The sequence below is a fragment of the Streptomyces sp. NBC_00258 genome, assembly GCF_036182465.1.
In the GTDB taxonomy this organism is placed as follows: Bacteria; Actinomycetota; Actinomycetes; order Streptomycetales; family Streptomycetaceae; genus Streptomyces.
The window spans coordinates 10,657,191-10,673,676 of the sequence record NZ_CP108081.1 but is presented as its reverse complement, the minus strand read 5'-3'; the positions used below and the strand labels follow the sequence as shown (position 1 = coordinate 10,673,676).

The following is a 16,486-nucleotide window of genomic DNA, read 5'->3' as shown; positions in this document are numbered from 1 at the left end:
TCACACGGGACGGGTCCGCCCCTCCCAGTACGGATCCCGCAGTCGCCGCTTGTACAGCTTCCCGTTGGGATCGCGCGGCATCGTCTCGATGAAGTCGACGCTCCTGGGCCGCTTGTATCCGGCCAGTTGCTGCTCGCAGTGCTCCAGGATCGCCGCGGCCAGGGCCTCGCCCGCCTCGAAGCCGGGGGCCGGCTCGACGACGGCCTTGACCGCCTCGCCCCAGTCGTCGTGCGGAATCCCGAAGGCGGCGGCGTCGGCGATGGCGGGGTGGGTGAGCAGGGCGGCCTCGATCTCGGCGGGGTAGATGTTGACCCCGCCCGAGATGATCATGTCGATCTTGCGGTCGCGGAGGAAGAGATAACCGTCCTCGTCGAGATACCCCAGGTCACCGACGGTGAAGAAGTCCCCGATGCGGTTCTTCTTCGTCTTGCTCTCGTCCTTGTGGTACGAGAATCCGCCCGTGCTCATCTTCATGTAGACGGTGCCCAGTTCACCGGGCGGCAGCCTGTTTCCGTCGTCGTCGAAGACGGCCAGTTCGCTGATGGGCCAGGCCTTGCCGACCGTGCCGGGCTTCTTCAGCCAGTCCTCGGCGGTCGCGAAGGCACCGCCGCCCTCACTGGCCGCGTAGTACTCCTCGACACTGTGGCCCCACCAGTCGATCATCGCCCGTTTCACGTGGTCCGGGCACGGGGCGGCGCCATGGATGGCGTGCCGCATGGACGACACGTCGTAGGCCGCCCTTGTGCGGTCCGGCAACGCCAGCAGGCGGTGGAACTGGGTTGGGACCATATGAGTATGCGTGCACCGGTGGGCGTCGATGAGCCGCAGCATCTCCTCGGGCGTCCACTTGTCCATCAGCACCAGCCGATGCCCGATGTGCAGGGACGCGCCCGCGAACTGGAGGACCGCCGTGTGGTACAGCGGCGAGCACACCAGATGCACGTTGTCGTCGAACGGCTTGATGCCGAAGATGCCGAGGAAGCCGCCGAGGTATGTCTCCTCGGGGAGCTTGCCGGGCAGGGGGCGCCGGATGCCGCGCGGGCGGCCCGTGGTCCCCGATGTGTAGTTCATGACCCAGCCGAGCGTGCGGTCCTCAGGGACCGACTCGGGCTGCCCGTCGAGGAGTTCGGCGTACGCCCGGAAGCCCTCGACCGCGCCGACCGCGTACCGCCGGTCCTCGGGGAGCTTCGCCTCGTCGGCCGCGTGGCGTGCGGCGTCGGCGAACCGCTCGTGGGCGATCAGCACCTTGGCGCCGGAGTCGGAGACGATCCAGGCGATCTCGGGGCCGACGAGGTGGTGGTTGACGGGCACGAGATAGAAGCCGGCCTGTGAGGCGGCCAGGTACGCGGTGAGGAACTCGACGCCGTTGGGCAGCACGACGGCGAAGGCGTCGCCGCGTTCGAGCCCGGCGGCGCGCAGTCCGTGCACCAGCCGGTTGGTCTCGGCGTGCAGGCGTCCGGCGGTCCACTCCTCGCCGTCGGTCGCGATGAGCACGGTGCGCTCGGGGTCGGCGGTGGCCTGGGCCCAGAAGCCGTTGGGGGGCTGGCTCACTCGTGGCTCCTTCCGGCGATGCGGTTGAGTCGGTCGACGGCCTTCTCGAAGTCGCGGGTGAGGTCGTCGACGACTTCCTGGACGCTGCGTTCGCTGTTCATCCGCCCGACGATCTGTCCCACGGGTGTCCCGAGCAGCGGTTCGACCTCGTGCCGCTGGATCCGCGAGACCGCGTCGGCGACCAGCAGCCCCTGCAGGGGCATGGGGAGCGTGCCGGGTCCGTTGGGGTCGTCCCAGGCGTCGGTCCATTCGGTACGCAGCTGGCGTGCGGGTTTCCCGGTCAGCGCGCGTGAGCGGACCGTGTCGCCCGACCCGGCGGCGAGCAGCTTCCGGGTCAGCGCGCGTGAGTGCATGTCGGCCTCCGTGACGGTCAGCCATATGGAGCCGAGCCACACACCCTGGGCGCCGAGAGTGAGCGCGGCGGCCATCTGCTGTCCGCTGCCGATGCCGCCCGCCGCGAGCACGGGCAACGGGGCGACGGCCTCGACGACTTCGGGCGTCAGGACCATCGAGGCGATGTCACCGGTGTGGCCGCCGGCCTCGTAGCCCTGCGCGACGACGATGTCGATGCCCGCCTCCGCGTGCTTGCGCGCGTGCCGGGCGCTGCCCGCGAGCGCGGCGACGAGCACGTTCTGGTCGTGGGCGCGCTCGATGACATCGGCGGGCGGTGACCCGAGCGCGTTGGCCAGCAGCTTGATCGGATAGTCGAAGGCGACGTCAAGTTGGTTGCGGGCGACCTGTTCCATCCAGCCGGTGATGCGCCAGCCGGACGCCTCGCCCTCGGCCAGTTCGGGCACGCCGTACTTGGCCAGGGTGTCCTTGACGTACTGGCGGTGCCCCTCGGGGATCATCGCCTCCACGTCCGCCTCGGTCACGCCCTCGACCTTCTTGGCCGGCATGACGACGTCCAGTCCGTACGGCATACCGTCGACGTGCGCCTCGATCCAGTCGAGGTCGCGTTTGAGGTCGTCGGGGGCGGTGTAGCGGACCGCACCGAGCACGCCGAACCCGCCGGCCCGGCTGATGGCAGCGGCGACGGCGGGGAACGGCGTGAAGCCGAAGAGGGCGTGCTCGACTCCCAGTTTCTTGCTCAGCTCCGTCTGCATGGGCGCAGGATGCCGCAGTCCTCCGGACGAAGGAAGACCTTTTCTGATGGGCCGTCAGTTTCCATGGATTTTCCCGAACCGGGACCGGTCCGGACGGCACCGTTGACACGCCCCCCGTCTGACACAAAAGTTTCACCGAGCACAGCGAACTCGGAAAGATACTTTCAGGCGGCCACAGCGGCACACCGTCTCAACGGAAGGCTCCTCGATGACGGACAGAGCGGGCGGCGGGCCGACCCGGCGTCAACTGGGCCGGGGTTTGACGGCGTTGGGCGGCGCGCTGATCCTCGCGCCCCTCCACGCCGCGTCGGCGGCACCCGACGCCGCCGAGAGCAACGGCGACGCTCACGGCCGCCCGACCCTGCGGCACGGCTCCGCCGAACGCGCCGGACTGCTCCCCGCCCATCTGCGTCAACTCGTCACCGACGCCGAGGCGTTCCTCGGCCCCTCCCCCAAGTACCCCTGGTACGCGGGCGCCGTGCTGCTCGCCGGGCGCGGCGGCACGGTCGCGCTGCACCATCCGATCGGCAAGGCGGTGCGCTACTCGGCGTACGACGAGAAGACCGACACCGCCGTCGAGTTCCCCGCCGGCCAGCAGATCGCGATGGCGCAGGACACGGTCTTCGACCTCGCCTCGGTGTCGAAGCTGTTCACGTCGATCCTCGCCGTGCAGCAGATCGAGCGCGGCGCGCTGGAGCTGGAGGGGAAGGTCGCCTCGTACCTCCCGGACTTCGGCGGCGCGGGCAAGCAGGACATCACGATCCGTCAACTGCTCACCCACACCTCGGGGTTCCGCGCCTGGATCCCGCTCTACAGCGCACCGACGTACGAGGAGAAGCTCCAGCTCATCTGGAAAGAAGCGCCCCTCAACCCGCCGGGCACCAAGTACCTCTACTCGGACCTCAATCTGATCTCGCTCCAGCTCGTCCTGGAGAAGATCACCGGTCGCGCCCTGGACGCGCTGCTGCGAAGCGAGATCACCGCTCCGCTCGGGATGCGCCGCACCCGCTTCAACCCGCCCGCCTCCTGGAAGCCGAAGACCGCCGCCACCGAGGACGCCCGCAAACCGTGGTCGGGGCTCGACCGCGGCCTCGTCTGGGGCGAGGTACACGACGAGAACGCGTACAGCCTCGGCGGTGTGGCGGGCCACGCCGGGGTCTTCTCCACCGCGTGGGACCTGGCGGTCCTCGGCCGGGCGCTGCTCAACGGCGGTGTGTACGGCAGGGCGCGCATCCTGGAGCCCGAGTCCGTGGAGTTGATGTTCACCGACTTCAACACCGCGTTCCCGGGTGACGAGCACGGCCTCGGCTTCGAGCTCTACCAGCACTGGTACATGGGCGCGATGGCCACACCGCGCACCGCGGGCCACACGGGCTTCACCGGCACTTCGCTCGTCCTCGACCCGACGACCGACTCGTTCCTCATCGTGCTCGGCAACTCCGTTCACCCCGTGCGTGGTTGGCGGTCGGGTTCAGCTCCCCGGGTGGCCGCCGCCAACAATCTGGCCCGCGCCGTACCGGTGCGGCCCCCGCGAGGACGTACGGCCTGGTTCTCCGGCATGGCGACCGCCACGTCCGCCACGCTGACGCTGCCCGCACTGGATCTCGGCGCGGGGGGCCGCCTGCGGTGCGCCCTGTGGTGGGACACCGAGCCCCAGGCGGACGTCCTCTTCCTGGAGTCCTCGACGGACGGCGGCACGACGTGGCAGCCGGTGCCGTTCACCACCGTCCGGCACGGCGAGTCCGCGCAGTCCCATCCCGCCGGTTCCGTCACCGGCTGGTCGGGCCGGGCCTGGCACCGGCTCTCCGCGGATCTCCCCGAGGCCCGGCAACTCGTCGTGCGCTGGCGCTACACGACGGACCGGCTCTACGTCGGCCGAGGCGCGTACGTGGACGCGCAACGGGTCGCGGACAGCGACCAGGTCGTGTTCGACGAGGCCAGGCCCGCGGACGCGGCACGGATCGAAGCGCTGGGCTGGACGGCGGCCAAGGACTGACCGGCGCCGCCGACGACAGCGACAGCGACAGCGACAGCGACAGCGACAGCGACAGCGACAGCGACAGCGTGAACGAGCCGTCGCCGGGCGCTACTTGGCGGTCACGGAGACTCCTCCAGCACCGCCATCGCCGCGTTGTGTCCCGGCACTCCGCTCACCCCGCCGCCGCGCACCGCGCCAGCGCCGCACAGCAGGACGTTCGCGTGTGCGGTCTCCACGCCCCAGCGGCCCGTGCCCTCCTGCGCGTAGGGGAAGGCGAGGTCGCGGTGGAAGATGTTGCCGCCGGGCAGCCGCAGGTCGCGCTCCAGGTCGAGCGGTGTCTTGGCCTCGATGCAGGGGCGTCCGTCCGCGTCGGTCGCCAGGCAGTCGGCGAGCGGTTCGACGAGGTGCGCGTCCAGTTGCGCGAGCGTCGACTTGAGCAGTTCCTCGCGTACGCCGTCGTTGTCGTGGGCGAAGAGCCGGGCGGGTGCGTGCAGGCCGAAGAGCGTGAGCGTGTGACAGCCCTGCTGCACCAGGTCCGGGCCGAGGATCGTCGGATCGGTGAGCGAGTGGCAGTAGATCTCGGAGGGCGGCGCCTCGGGCAGCACACCGGAGGCGGCCTGCGCGTGTGCGGTCGCCAACTGCTCGTATCCCTCGGCGATGTGGAAGGTCCCGGAGAAGGCCTCGCGCGGATCGACGGACGAGTCGCGCAGCCGGGGCAGTCGCTTCAGCAGCATGTTCACCTTGAGCTGGGCGCCCTCGGCCGGGGCGGACGGCTCGTCGCCGGTGAGCCGGGCGAGCTCCTGCGGGGAGGCGTTGACGAGGACGTGCCGTGCCGAGACCGTCCGCTCGCCGTCCGCGGTCCGGTAGGTGACCTCGGCGGCCCGTCCGTCGGTCTCCACCCGGACCGCCTCGTGGCCCGTGGCGACGACCGCGCCCGCGGCGCGCGCTGCTCCGGCGATGGCGTCGGTGAGCGCCCCCATGCCGCCGACCGGCACGTCCCAGGCTCCCGTCCCGCCGCCGATCACGTGGTAGAGGAAGCAGCGGTTCTGCCGCAGGGACGGGTCGTGGGCGTCGGCGAAGGTCCCGATGAGCGCGTCGGTGAGAACGACGCCACGGACGAGATCGTCGCTGAAGCTGTCCTCGACGGTCACCCCTAGCGGCTCCTCGAAGAGGATGCGCCAGGCCTCGTCGTCGTCGATGCGGCCGCGCAGTTCGTCGCGTGTGGGCAGCGGTTCGGTGAGGGTGGGGAACACCTTCTTGGCGACGCGGCCGGTCATCCCGTAGAAGCGCTGCCAGGCCTGGTACTCACGGGCGGACCCGGTCAGCTTGGCGAAGGCTTCCCGGGTGCGCCGTTCGCCGCCCCCGACGAGCAGTCCGGTCGGCCGTCCGTCACGCTCGGTGGGGGTGTACGAGGACACGGTACGACCGCGGACCCGGAAGTCCAGGCCGAGGTCCCGCACGATCTTCCGGGGCAGCAGGCTGACCAGGTACGAGTACCGCGACAGCCGGGCGTCGACACCGGCGAACGGCCTGGTGGACACGGCCGCCCCGCCGGTGACCCCCAGCCGCTCCAGAACCAGCACGGACTTCCCGGCCCGGGCCAGATAGGCAGCGGCAACCAGACCGTTGTGGCCCCCGCCGACAATGACGACGTCCTGCTCCCGGTGTCCCTCGAATGCAGCCATGCTTCTTGGTAACACGCGATGATCTAGGTCAGCCAGGGGTGCGCGGCAGCTGGCCGAGTAGCAGGCGCCCCGTAGGGGGCGCGGGGAACTGCGCGACCAGCCCCACCCGGCCCGCAGCCGAACAACGACCGGGGCCCGGGGCGGAGCCCCGGTCTCGAATCCGCGCACCCCAGCGGAGCGTCACCGCTGACGCAAAGCCGCCACCCTCCGATACAACTCCACCGCCTCCGCACCACGCCCCAGCTGCTCCAGACAGTGCGCTTCGTCGTTGCGGCTGGCCAGCGCGTCGGGATGGTCGCCGCCCAGCACCCGCTCGCGCGCGGCGGCCACCTGGCGGTACTCCGTGAGCGCGTCAGACCATCGACCGAGCCAGCCGAGCCCGACGGCGACCTCGCGACGGCTGACCAGGGTGTCCGGGTGGTCGGGACCGAGCACGCGCTCGCGGATCGCGCACACGTCACGGGACTCCGCCAGCGCCTCCTCCCAGCGGCCGAGCCGACCGAGGTTGACACCGAGCCCGTGCCGGGCGCGCAGGGTCTCGGGATGGGCGGGCCCGTGGACGCGGGTGCGGTCGTCGATCAGGCCGCGGTACAGCTCCAGCGCCTGGGCGCTGCGCCCGAGCCGGCCGAGGCTGATGCCGACCTCGTAGCGCGCGGCGAGCGTGTCGGGATGGTCGGGGCCGAGCGCCTGCGCCCGCGCCTCGGCGACCTCCTGGTACGTCTGCAGTGCTTCCGGCCAACGGCCCAACTGCCCGAGCGCGTACGCCACTTCGTACCGTGTGACGAGTGTGTCGGGATGGTTCGCGCCGAGCACCCGGGCGCGGGCCGCCGCCACCTCGCTCGCCATCCGGTACGAGTCCTCCAGACGCCCGAGTCTGCTGAGGTTGAAGGCGAGGTTGTGACGGCAGCGCAGGGTGTCGGGGTGTTCGGGCCCCATGGCGCGTTCCCGGGCCGCCAGCACTGCCGTGTAGACCTGGTGTGCTTCGAAGTGGCGGCCCAACTGGCCCAGCACATAGGCCATTTCCTGGCGGGCGGCGAGGGTGTCCGGGTGGTCGGGGCCGAACACGTGCTCCCTGGTCTGGGCCACGTGCCCGTATTCGCGCAGCGCGTCGGCGGGGCGGCCGGTGCGGCTGAGGGTGAAGCCGACCTCGTAGCGGCTGGCCAGCGTGTCGGGGTGGTCGGGGCCGAGCGCGTGTTCGCGTTCGGCGGCGACCGCGCGGTGCACCTCGCCCGCCTCGGCCCAGCGGCCCAGCCGCCCCAGGCTCAGTCCCGCGTTGTGCCGGCCGGTGAGGGTGGTGACCAACTCCGGTGACGGGGTGGGCCGTTCGGCGGGACCCGGCTCCTGGGTGCCGCGTGTGTCGGTGCGGGCGATCCAGTCACCGGTGAGGCCCGCGGCGGCATCGGGCGGTGTGGTGCGCAGGCCCGCGCCGGTCGCCTTGTGGCCGGTGGTCATACCGCGGGTCCAGGAGGGCAGCCGCTCCTCGCGGGCGGCAGGCCGCTCCGGCGTAGCGGTCCGCACCGGGGGCGACACCACGGTCGGTACGTACGCCGACGCGGTGCGGCCCGCGCCGATGCGGCGGCCCAGCTCACGGGCGTCGTGCGGCCGCTGCTCGGGCTCCTTGGCCAGCAGGTCCAGGATGATCCGGTCCAGGAACTCGGGGAGCTCGGCGCGATGGCGGCGCGGCGGCTCGGGGGTCGTGTCCCGGTGGCCGACGAGGACCGCCCACGCGTCGTCGAGGTCGAACGGCGGCGCCCCGGTGGCGATCTCGTACAGAACGCAGCCGAAGGAGTAGAGGTCGCTGCGGTGGTCGACGTGGTCGCCGCCGATCTGCTCCGGCGACATGTAGTGCGGGGTGCCCATGGCGATGCCGGTACCGGTGAGTCTGGAGGTGAAGCCGATGTCGTGCCCGAGGCGGGCGATGCCGAAGTCGCAGATCTTCACCGTGCCGTCGCCGAGCCGCATGATGTTCGCGGGCTTCAGATCCCGGTGCACGATGCCCTGTTGGTGGGTGTACGCGAGGGCGGCGGCCGCCTGTTCGCCGATCTCCACTATGTCGGCGACGGGCAGCGGATGGTGTTTGTTGTCCTCGAGGAGCTGACTGAGATTGCGCCCGTCCAGCAGCTCCATCACCAGATAGAGCACGCCGTCCGACTCACCGAAGTCGTGGACGACGGTCACCCCACGGTGCTGGAGGGCCGCGGCCACCCGCGCCTCTCGGCGAAACCGCTCCCGCAGCACACGCGTGAACGAGTTGTCGTGGTGCTGGCCCAACGGTTTGAGGCACTTGACGGCGACCTGTCTGCCCAGGGACTCGTCCCGGGCACGCCACACCTCTCCCATCCCCCCTCGACCGATCAGGTCGAGCAACCGGTACCGGCCCTGGATCAGCCTGGTGTCCCCCATCTGCTGCGATCGCCCCCGTCGCTCGACCCCGCCCTCCCCTGGCCCGTCCAGTATGGCGAGCTATCGTCCGACTTTGTACGGGGCCGGGCGCGAGCCGGGGCCGAGCCGTGACATGGCGCGGATAATGTGTTTGGGCGGCAGTTGCCGGCGTAGACGTGCGGGAACACAGCGCAACACGGTGCCGGTGAGTCGCAGTTGCCTCGTCACCGTGCCGGGCGACCGTACGGATCTTCCGTACAACTCATGGGCGTACGGCGGCAGTGAGGCGTACGCCAGCTGCGCCACCCGCCGCCACACCAACGCGCGCGCCGGGACCAGCAGTGGATGGGTGGGCGGCCGCCGCAGGAAGTCGTCCACGTCCCGCGCCTCCGGTCCCACGGCCAGTTCAGGGCGTGTCTTTTCGAAGTACTCGGCCAGTTCTGCCTGGTCGGAGGGCACTTCGGCGGGATCGAGGCCCACCAGGCGTGCGCTGACGCGGTGTTCGTCGATGTAGCGGTCGGCCTGCGCGTCCGTCAGATGGAAACCGGAGCGGCGCATGATGTGCAGACAGGAGTCGACCTCGGCGCAGTGGACCCAGAGCAGCAGCCCGGGCTCGTCGATCCGGTACGTCTCCCCCGTGTCGGGGTCGGTCGCCGTGAGCATCGTGTGAATCTTCCGCACCCGCGCACCGGCCTTCTCAGCGGCCTCCTTCGTCCCGTACGTGGTGGTGCCGACGAAGTGGGCCGTGCGCATCAGCCGGCCCCACGCGTCCTTGCGGAAGTCGGAGTTCTGCATGACGCCGCGCACCGCGCGCGGATGCAGTGCCTGGAGGTAGAGCGCACGGACTCCGGCGACCCACATCATGGGGTCGGCATGCAGCTGCCAGGCGACGGACGATGGGCCGTAAAGTCCCGGGTCGCCGATGTGGTCCACATCCACACCGTCAGGCTAACGCCGCACCCTCGGCATACCCAGACCGATCCACGAGATGATTTCCCGCTGGATCTCGTTGTTGCCGCCGCCGAAGGTGAAGATCACGGCAGAGCGGTAGCCGCGTTCGAGTTCGCCGTGGAGCACGGCGCCCGCGGAGCCCTCCTTGAGGACACCGGCCACGGCTACGACCTCCATGAGCCAGGCGTAGGCGTCCCGCCGGGCCTCGGAGCCGTACACCTTGACGGCGGAGGCGTCCTGCGGAGTGAGCGTGCCCTCCTGGACGGCGTTCACCATCTGCCAGTTGAGGAGCTTCATCGCGTCGAGCTTCGTGTGGGTCTGGGCGAGGCGGCGGCGTACCCAGGGGAGATCGACGACGCGGCGGCCGTCCGCGAGCTTGGTCTCCATGGCCCAGCGCTGTACGTCGTGCAGGGCGCGGATGGCCATGGTGCCGTGCGCGGCGAGAGTGACCCGCTCGTGGTTGAGCTGGTTGGTGATCAGCCGCCAGCCCTTGTTCTCCTGGCCGACCCGTCGTGACGCGGGGACGCGGATGTTCTCGTAGTAGCTCGCGGTGGTGTCGTGCGAAGCGAGCGTGTTGATGATCGTGCAGGAGTAGCCGGGGTCGGAGGTCGGCACGAGAAGCATCGTGATGCCCTTGTGCGGCGGGGCGTCGGGGTCGGTGCGGACGGCGAGCCAGACCCAGTCGGCGGTGTCGCCGTTCGTCGTCCAGATCTTCTGGCCGTCGACCGTGTAGTGGCCGGTGTCCTCGTCGCCCTCCCTCACCGCCTTCGTCTTCAGGGCGGCCAGGTCCGTGCCCGCGTCGGGCTCGCTGTAGCCGATCGCGAAGTCGAGCTCGCCGGAGAGGATCTTCGGCAGGAAGTACCCCTTCTGCTCGTCGGTACCGAACTGCATGATCGTCGGCCCGACCGTGTTGAGCGCCATCAGCGGCAACGGAACGCCTGCCTGAGCGGCCTCGTCGAAGAAGATGAACTGTTCCATCGGGGTCAGACCGCGCCCGCCGTACTCCTTCGGCCAGCCCACGCCGAGCCAGCCGTCGGAGCCGAGTCGGCGGATGGTCTCGCGATAGAAGCGCTTCTGCGCCGCCGGGTCGCCGTAGCGGGCGTACACGTCGTCGGGGACCAACTCGGCGAAGTAGGCGCGTAGTTCGGTGCGCAACCGCTGCTGCTCCGGCGTGTATTCGAGATGCACGGCGCCTCCTGGCTCCCACTGGCCCGCTCGTTCGGCCACCCGGACCTGACGGCGCACACCGTAGAACGTGTTCCAGAAATTGGGAATGCCGGTGACGTACCCACCTGGACGTACGCGCCTACCGGACGCACTCGTGCGAAGGGGCCCCGGGAATGTGCTCCAGGGGCCCTTCGACGCGTGAACGGATCAGTGTGCGAACGGATCAGTGCGCGACGGGAGTTGCCCGCCCTTCGGCCGCCTTCTCGCCCTCGGCCCCCGCCGGCTCGGGAGCCAGCACGCGCTCCGCGAGCAGCCCGAAGACCAGGCCGTACGCGGTCCACAGGGTCACCTGGATGGCCAGGGTCGCCAGTCGGTACTGCCACAGCAAGGTGGCCGGGAAGCCCTCCGGCGCCTCGTTGAAGGAGGGCAGGAACGCGTACGCCAGGCCGACGGCCAGGACGAAGAACGCGCCCGCCGCGAGGGTGGCGTTCCAGTTGCCGAGGCGCGGTGCGAGACGTTTGCCGAGGATCACCGCGGCGACGGCCAGCAGCACGCTGAGCACGATCATGAGAAGGAACAGCGCGGTGCGCTGGTTGAGGGTGTCGGGGTCGCCGACGGCGGGCGGGTTCGCCGGGTACTTGAGGAACGGCACCAGGTAGACCGCGACCAGACCGGCGCCCGCCATCAGCAGCGCGCTGGCGCGCGGCCCGAAGCGGCCGATCCTGCCGAGGGCGAAGCAGTACGCGAGAGCGGCGATGCCGCCGAACGCGACCCCGTAGACGAGGACGCCGGTGGACAGGCCGCCGGTGGACTGCATGGCACGGGTGACGAGTTCCTCGCCGCCGTGTTCGTGGGCGTGGGCCTCCTCGAACGCGATGGCCTCGTCCACCCGGGGTTCGCCCAGGAAGTAGGCGACGACCAGGGCGAGCACACCCGCGGCAAGCCCCGCGAGCATGCCGCGCACCAGGAGATTTCTGACGGTGACGGAGTTCATTGGGTTGTTGTCCTGTCGGTTCTTTGTCGCCGTCAGTGGCAGGGGAAGCCGAGCAGGTGGCGGGCGTCGTGCACCCACTCGTGCACGCCTTCGCCGGAGACCAGGGAGGTGGCACCCTGTTCGGCGCCGACGAAGTAGAGCAGCACCAGCATGAGGATGCCGAGGAAGACCGCCCAGGGAGCGATCGCGCCGATCGGCAGCTTTGCGGGTACGTCGGGGGTGGTTACGGTCGGCTGAGCGACGGCGGACTGCGCCATGGCAGGACCTCCTGGGGGAACTCGCGTCCCATCTCGGTGGTGCACAGGACGACGGCCACGGGTCTGACTTGCTCGACCTCCGCCTCCCCTGGTGGGAGGCGGTTGTGCGGGGCTTACAGTGGCGCGACCGTGCCGGATTCTCACCGGCTTCCGTCGTACCGTCGTCAATATCGACGAGAAGGTACCGCGAAGCGGAGGCGCGGCCAAGGGCGCACGGAATGCCGGGGGCGCGCCGGTGCCCTGGTCACGCCCCCAATTCCCGGTACGGACAGGGGTGTTGAGCACGTGTGGAACGCGAGGACGGGCCGATGACCAGCCGAGTGATGTTGATCTCACCAGCGATGAGCGCGGCGTTGCGGGAGGCGCGTTTCGACGACGGATGCCCCGTCGATCCGGCCGGGCTGCGACTCGCCGAGGCGGCCGCGGGCTCGCTGCCGACCGCCGACCAGGTCCTGGTCTCGCCCACCGTTCGCTGCCGGGAGACGGCCGCCGCCCTCGGGCTCGACACCCTCGCCGTCACCGAACCGGAGCTGGCCGGCCTGGACGTGGGCCGCTGGCGCGGGGCGACCCTGGCCGAGGTGAGCACCGACGAACCGGAGGCGGTGGGACGCTGGCTCGCGGACCCGTCGTCCGCACCGCACGGCGGCGAGTCGGTGGTCGGCCTGTGCGAACGCGTCGCGAAGTGGCTGGAGGCGGTGGCGGATCCGGGTTCCGGACTTGGCTCCGGGGCTTCCGGCTCCGACTCCGACTCGGCTTCAACTTCTGCTTCAGCTTCAGCTTCAGGGCCAGGCTCCGTCCGAATCATCGCCGTCGTCGAGCCGGAGATCGTACGGGCCGGGGTGGTGCGGGCGCTGGGTGCCCCGGAGTCGGCGTTCTGGCGCGTCGACGTGCCGCCGTTGGTCGTGACGGAGTTCAGCGGGCGGGCCTCGCGCTGGAATGTGCGGGTCGGGCGGGCGCTCGGGAGGTAGGCCGCAGCGGGCGCTCGGGGGAGGTAGACCGCGGCGGGCGCCCGGCTGAACGGTTCCTCGGGACACGTCAGCTGTGCACGGGACTCGCCGCACGAGACCTCACCTCAGGAGGGCGAGAAACTCCGTGCAGGCGCGTGCGCAGTCACGGCAGGCCTCGGCGCCCTTCTCGGCGCCGGGGTTCCGGTCGAAGACCTCGGCGGTCTCCAGGCAGACGGCACGGCACCACTCCACCTGAGCGCGCATCCCCGCCTCGGCCTGCGTGACCTGCTCGGCCAGGGCGCGGCAGGTCGCGTCGCAGACCTCCGCGCACAGGATGCCCTTGCGCCGCAACTCCTGTTGGTCGTCGGGGCCGTCGAGTTCGGCGAGGCTCGCGTGCAGGGCGCAGACCCGTGCGCACTCGGTACAGGCCTGCGCACAGGCGAACCGGTCCTCGAGGAAACGAACGAGTTCCTGTTGCTCTGTTAGTGACACGCGGTTCGGGTAGCCGGGCATCGCCACGCCAAACCCCGTCTTCGCAGCGCGCGGCGGGGCCAGAAGTTGCTGGGCGTGTCGAAGTTGTTGACGTGGTCACGGCCGCACTCTACGTTCTGACCGGTTTACCGAACTACGTTCGGTATTTCGATCCGTTCGTGCGGGTGCGCATACCCCGGCAACCAACCGGGAGTGTGCGACCACTGACCCGCGACAACCTTCGGATCGGCAGACAAGGAGGCCTCGTGCGCATCGCGGGCATGCTCACAGGGACAGTGTTGAGTGCCGTGTTGGCGACGATGGTGCTACCGGCCCCGGCAGCCGCGGCGTCGACCATCGTCGTGGCCGTCAACGGCAGCGACTCCGCCGCCGGCACCCTCGACCAACCGCTGCGGACCGTCCAGAAAGCCGTCGACAGGGCGAAGGCGGGCGACACCATCCTCGTACGGGGCGGTACTTACGCCCTGACCGACAACATCACGATCACCACCTCGGGCACGGCGTCGCAGCCGATCTCCCTCGGCGCCTACCAGGGCGAGCGCGTCGTCATCGACGGCGAGCAGCTGCCGGCCAGCCACACACCGGTCGGCGGCAGCATCCCGCGCGCCGAGCGCGGGGCCATCCACCAGGAGGCCTCCTACTGGAAGGTCTCCGGTCTGGAGATCGTCAACGGGCCGTACGGCTACTACTGCGACGGCTGCAACAACAACGTGTTCTCCCGCCTCATCACCCACGACAACTACGAGTCCGGCTTCCAGCTCCAGGGCGCCTCCGCGGGCAACCAGATCCTGAACCTGGACAGTTACGGCAATCGCGACCCGCGCAAGAACGGCGAGAGCGCGGACGGACTGGCCATCAAGGAAGGCAGCGGGAGCGGAAACGTCGTTCGGGGCGCGAGGCTGTGGAACAACGTCGACGACGGCTACGACGCCTGGAAGTTCACCTCGCCGATCGTCGTCGAGAACACGATCGCGTACGGCAACGGCTTCAACCGGTGGAACTTCCCGGACTTCGCGGGCGACGGCAACGGCTTCAAGCTGGGCGGCGGGAGCCCGGCGCCGGCGGTGGCCCACATCCTGCGCAACTCGCTCGCGTTTCGGAACGCGGCGCACGGAGTCACCGACAACGGCAATCCGGGCGCGCTCGCCCTCAGTCGCACCACCACGTTCCGTAACACCGGCACGGGCTTCGACGCCGACGGCTCGGGCGGAAAAGCGGTCCTGACCGCCAACCTGTCCGTCGCGGACGCACGGCCCGCGGCACTCGGCTCCGGCACCATGTCCTCCGGCAACTCCTGGGATCTGGGCGGTACTTGGAACGACTCGTCGGTCGTGAGCACGAACACGGGCACCATCACGGGACCGCGTTCGTCCGACGGCTCCCTTCCGCCCGCCCGGGACCTGCTCGTCCCGAAGAACGGCACAGCCATCGGGGCCCGCTTCTGAACCACCCCGTGGGCCCCGGGACGGACGACCCCGGGGCCCACGGGACTGGCGCAACCAGCAGCACCAGCACAGTCCGAACGAGGAGAGCCGCAGATGATCACGCCAGACAACCCCTACAGACCCGCCACCGCCCCGGACGCGACCGGCGCCTCCCGCCCCTTCGCGCCCTCGCGTCGAAGCCTGTTGCGGGCGATGGCCGCCCTGCCGGCCTCGGCGCTCGTCGTGGGCGGGCTGCCCGGCCTGCTCGGCACGGCCTCCGCGGCCGCGCCGCCCCGCGGATCGGCCACCCGCTACACCATCGTGCCGTTCCTCAACAGCAACGACGGCACCGTGAACGTCTACCAGTCCGACGACGCGACGGACTTCCGGCTCCTCAGGGCATCCGCGTACACGCCGCCCGCGGGCCGCATCCGCGACGCGAGCGTCTTCAAGCACACGGACGGCTACTACTACATCACCTACACCACGCACACCTGGCAGGACACCAGCACCACCATCGGCTTCGCCCGCAGCTCGGACCGCAGCAACTGGACCTTCCTGTACGACTACACCGTGCCGATCGCGAACCTGTCGCGCGCCTGGGCGCCGGAGTGGTTCATCGACAGCAACGGCAGCGTGAACGTCATCGTGTCCTGCTCGGTGACCAGCGACGAGTGGATCTTCACTCCGTATCTGCTCAGGGCCACCAACTCCGCTCTCACCGCGTGGAGTTCACCGGTTGCTCTGTCCGGCATCGGCGCCAACCACATCGACACGTTCATCGTGAAGATCGGCTCGACGTACCACGCCTTCACGAAGAACGAGACGTCCAAGTACATCGAGTACGCCACGAGCACCGCGCTCGCCGGCCCGTACACGATCAGCAGGACCGGGAACTGGGCGGGCTGGGGCGGCACTCGGGAGGGGGCCGCGCTGATACAGCTCGACAACGGCGCGTGGCGGATCTTCTTCGACGGGTACGGCGACGGCAGCTACTACTACAGCGACAGCTACGACACCTTCGCGACCTGGAGCGCGCCGAAGACACTGCCGGGCATCTCGGGGACGGCACGCCACTTCACGGTGGTCAAGGAGACGGTGTCCGGTGGCGTGACCCTGCCGACGGGCGTCACTCGCTACCTCCGGTCGGGCAACTTCACCACCCGCTACTGGCAGGAGCAGTCCGCCCTGCTCAACATGCCCGTGCTGACCAGTTCCAGCACGGCGGCGGAGAAGCAGGCGTCCACGTTCACGATCGTGGCGGGCCTCGCCGACGCGAACGGCTACTCGTTCCGCAACGCGGCCGGCAACTACCTGCGGCACTGGGACTTCCGGGCCCGCTTCGACGCGAACGACGGCTCGTCGACGTTCGCCAGGGACGCCACCTTCATCGCCCGCACCGGCACCTCCGTACGCCTGGAGTCGTACAACTACCCCGGCTACTACCTGCGCCACTACAACTACCAGCTCCGCGTCGCCCCGTCGGACGGCACCGACCTGTTCCGCCAGGACAGTTCGTTCGTGGCGGTGACACCCTTCTGACCCGCGCGGC

At 70.1% G+C, this 16,486-nt stretch carries 13 protein-coding genes and 1 riboswitch; of the genes, 4 read left to right on the top strand and 9 right to left on the bottom strand.

Translation table 11 applies throughout. The features are described from left to right. The gene (locus OG718_RS47410; protein ID WP_328847093.1) at nt 1-1,551 is read right to left on the bottom strand and encodes an acyl-CoA synthetase; all 1,551 of its coding nucleotides are present in this window, start codon (nt 1,549-1,551) and stop codon (nt 1-3) included. Continuing rightward, the gene (locus tag OG718_RS47405; protein ID WP_143633769.1) at nt 1,548-2,657 is read right to left on the bottom strand and encodes an NAD(P)H-dependent flavin oxidoreductase; all 1,110 of its coding nucleotides are present in this window, start codon (nt 2,655-2,657) and stop codon (nt 1,548-1,550) included. Before OG718_RS47405 ends, OG718_RS47410 begins: the two co-directional genes overlap by 4 nt. A gap of 208 nt (nt 2,658-2,865) precedes the next feature. On the opposite strand from OG718_RS47405, the gene OG718_RS47400 reads away from it, so the two are divergent. Beyond that, nucleotides 2,866-4,653 carry a serine hydrolase gene (locus OG718_RS47400; protein ID WP_328847092.1) on the top strand — a complete coding sequence of 596 codons (1,788 nt, stop codon included), beginning with the start codon at nt 2,866-2,868 and terminating at the stop codon, nt 4,651-4,653. Nucleotides 4,654-4,754: 101 nt separating this feature from the next. Here OG718_RS47400 and OG718_RS47395 read toward each other — a convergent pair whose 3' ends face one another. The 6 genes from OG718_RS47395 to OG718_RS47370 form a co-directional block, all read right to left on the bottom strand. Next, a complete protein-coding gene (locus OG718_RS47395) occupies nt 4,755-6,320 on the bottom strand; it encodes a phytoene desaturase family protein (RefSeq protein ID WP_328847091.1) in 1,566 nt (521 codons plus the stop codon). Between the two features lie 180 nt (nt 6,321-6,500). Beyond that, nucleotides 6,501-8,723 carry a serine/threonine-protein kinase gene (locus OG718_RS47390; protein WP_328847090.1) on the bottom strand — a complete coding sequence of 741 codons (2,223 nt, stop codon included), beginning with the start codon at nt 8,721-8,723 and terminating at the stop codon, nt 6,501-6,503. 60 nt (nt 8,724-8,783) lie between these two features. Beyond that, nucleotides 8,784-9,566 (bottom strand): oxygenase MpaB family protein, encoded by a 783-nt coding sequence (locus OG718_RS47385; RefSeq protein WP_143634183.1) that lies wholly within the window; start codon nt 9,564-9,566, stop codon nt 8,784-8,786. 84 nt (nt 9,567-9,650) lie between these two features. Continuing rightward, complete coding sequence (locus OG718_RS47380; protein WP_143633763.1) at nt 9,651-10,841, bottom strand: acyl-CoA dehydrogenase family protein; 1,191 nt, start codon at nt 10,839-10,841, stop codon at nt 9,651-9,653. Between the two features lie 202 nt (nt 10,842-11,043). Beyond that, nucleotides 11,044-11,814, bottom strand: a complete 771-nt coding sequence (locus OG718_RS47375) for a CbtA family protein (protein ID WP_143633761.1) — start codon at nt 11,812-11,814, stop codon at nt 11,044-11,046. A gap of 32 nt (nt 11,815-11,846) precedes the next feature. Next, on the bottom strand, nt 11,847-12,071 hold the full coding sequence (locus tag OG718_RS47370; protein ID WP_055611616.1) for a CbtB domain-containing protein: 225 nt from the start codon (nt 12,069-12,071) through the stop codon (nt 11,847-11,849). A gap of 36 nt (nt 12,072-12,107) precedes the next feature. Further along, nucleotides 12,108-12,249, bottom strand: a riboswitch (cobalamin riboswitch). A gap of 130 nt (nt 12,250-12,379) precedes the next feature. Between OG718_RS47370 and OG718_RS47365 the strand changes: the two genes are divergently transcribed. Continuing rightward, nucleotides 12,380-13,039: a histidine phosphatase family protein gene (locus OG718_RS47365; RefSeq protein WP_328847089.1), complete on the top strand. Its 660-nt coding sequence runs from the start codon at nt 12,380-12,382 to the stop codon at nt 13,037-13,039. Between the two features lie 99 nt (nt 13,040-13,138). Here the strand turns inward: OG718_RS47365 and OG718_RS47360 are convergent, their stop codons facing one another. Continuing rightward, a complete protein-coding gene (locus tag OG718_RS47360) occupies nt 13,139-13,531 on the bottom strand; it encodes a four-helix bundle copper-binding protein (RefSeq protein WP_143634181.1) in 393 nt (130 codons plus the stop codon). A gap of 239 nt (nt 13,532-13,770) precedes the next feature. Here OG718_RS47360 and OG718_RS47355 point away from each other — a divergent pair, with 239 nt between their 5' ends. Together OG718_RS47355 and OG718_RS47350 are read left to right on the top strand one after the other, a co-directional pair. Further along, entirely contained in the window at nt 13,771-14,955 is a 1,185-nt protein-coding gene (locus OG718_RS47355; RefSeq protein ID WP_328847959.1) for a right-handed parallel beta-helix repeat-containing protein, read from the top strand. A gap of 192 nt (nt 14,956-15,147) precedes the next feature. Beyond that, nucleotides 15,148-16,476, top strand: a complete 1,329-nt coding sequence (locus OG718_RS47350; RefSeq protein ID WP_328847958.1) for a glycoside hydrolase family 43 protein — start codon at nt 15,148-15,150, stop codon at nt 16,474-16,476. Nucleotides 16,477-16,486: the final 10 nt, after the last annotated feature.

Coding starts and splice junctions, on each gene's coding strand:
- OG718_RS47405 (WP_143633769.1), bottom strand. CDS start 2,657: ATGCAGACGGAGCTGAGCAAGAAACTGGGAGTCGAGCACGCCCTCTTC.
- OG718_RS47395 (WP_328847091.1), bottom strand. CDS start 6,320: ATGGCTGCATTCGAGGGACACCGGGAGCAGGACGTCGTCATTGTCGGC.
- OG718_RS47370 (WP_055611616.1), bottom strand. CDS start 12,071: ATGGCGCAGTCCGCCGTCGCTCAGCCGACCGTAACCACCCCCGACGTA.
- OG718_RS47355 (WP_328847959.1), top strand. CDS start 13,771: ATGCTCACAGGGACAGTGTTGAGTGCCGTGTTGGCGACGATGGTGCTA.
- OG718_RS47375 (WP_143633761.1), bottom strand. CDS start 11,814: ATGAACTCCGTCACCGTCAGAAATCTCCTGGTGCGCGGCATGCTCGCG.
- OG718_RS47365 (WP_328847089.1), top strand. CDS start 12,380: ATGACCAGCCGAGTGATGTTGATCTCACCAGCGATGAGCGCGGCGTTG.
- OG718_RS47360 (WP_143634181.1), bottom strand. CDS start 13,531: ATGCCCGGCTACCCGAACCGCGTGTCACTAACAGAGCAACAGGAACTC.
- OG718_RS47400 (WP_328847092.1), top strand. CDS start 2,866: ATGACGGACAGAGCGGGCGGCGGGCCGACCCGGCGTCAACTGGGCCGG.
- OG718_RS47385 (WP_143634183.1), bottom strand. CDS start 9,566: ATGATGTGGGTCGCCGGAGTCCGTGCGCTCTACCTCCAGGCACTGCAT.
- OG718_RS47390 (WP_328847090.1), bottom strand. CDS start 8,723: ATGGGGGACACCAGGCTGATCCAGGGCCGGTACCGGTTGCTCGACCTG.
- OG718_RS47350 (WP_328847958.1), top strand. CDS start 15,148: ATGGCCGCCCTGCCGGCCTCGGCGCTCGTCGTGGGCGGGCTGCCCGGC.